Raw genomic sequence first — 1,183 nt, forward strand, 5'->3', positions numbered from 1 at the left:
CAGCTGCGCAAGGTAATTTGGATGCGATGAACAGTATTGGTTACATTTATGAAAATGGCTTCGGCGGGGAACCACCCAGATTATATATTTTTGATGAAAAAGGTAAAAATATTGATCCTGATTTACCCTTTATTGAAGCAAAATTTGCACCTTATCAATTAACTCCAAATGTTTACCCATTGTCCATTTATCCATTAAGTGAATACGGTCAAGGGATTGAATCGGATGTCTCATTGGCCGTCAGTTGGTATCAAAAGGCAGCAGCTCAGGGGCATGCATTGGCTCAAACTAATCTGGCCTATTTTTACTTAATGGGGATTGCTGTTGATAAAGATGAGCAGCAGGCTTTTACACTTTACCAGCGCGCGGCAGAGCAAGATTTTGCACCAGCATTAAGATCATTAGCGTTTATGTATATGCAAGGGTTAGGGACTAAGCAAGACATACCTAAAGCATTTGCAGCCCTAGAACAGGCATACCGTTTACAGCCAGATAATAATATGTGGCAATTAATCAATATAGTGATGAGCAATCGATATCAGCTTGAAACTACAGCGGAAAAATATTCAATTCGTTATCGGAATCTATATAAATATAAAGATTCTAGTGATGAAGATTATCTTTGTGAACGACTTAATTTTTTAAAGTACTTTTATCAACTAGATATGATAAATGGCGGTTATATTGGTGAATTTTATGGATGGAATCGGGTAACTATACCTAGTCTACAATGGCAAATCGTTGGGGAAAACTCCATTTTAAAAGAACGTTATTATCTTAAAAAATCGATTCAAGGATATTATATTACGATGCGATTTTTAAGTTACTACTATATGGGCGAAGAGCTTGATATTGAGCGGGCCCAATTATGGCGAAAATATGCAATTCAAATGGGGGAAAGTCCCCATGAAAGTAATTGGCCGGATTATCCGCCTTTAACCGAGTAAAGTAATGGGCGCTATGATGAACACTCTTATTTTGCAAGTTCAACACTTATGCTAAACTAGTAACATATTCAATATATAAAAATGGATTATGGAACGAATGCTTAAACAGATAAAATTAGTACTGGTATTCATCACTTTAATGGTGCCGATATCAACTAAGGCACAAACTCAATCAGCCTGCTTATCCTCAAAAGATGAGCAAAATATAGCATTGTGTGCTGGTCTTGCGGCGCAAG

Annotated in this window: 1 protein-coding gene; it reads left to right on the top strand. The window is 37.0% G+C overall.

Features of this window, described 5'->3' with window-relative positions; all coding sequences use genetic code 11:
- Positions 1–947, top strand: a 947-nt coding sequence (locus ABEA36_RS09185; RefSeq protein WP_345491371.1) for a tetratricopeptide repeat protein, incomplete at its 5' end; no start/stop codon positions are given.
- Positions 948–1,183: the final 236 nt, after the last annotated feature.

Source organism: Orbus sasakiae (assembly GCF_039542345.1).
Classification (GTDB): Bacteria; Pseudomonadota; Gammaproteobacteria; order Enterobacterales; family Orbaceae; genus Orbus; species Orbus sasakiae.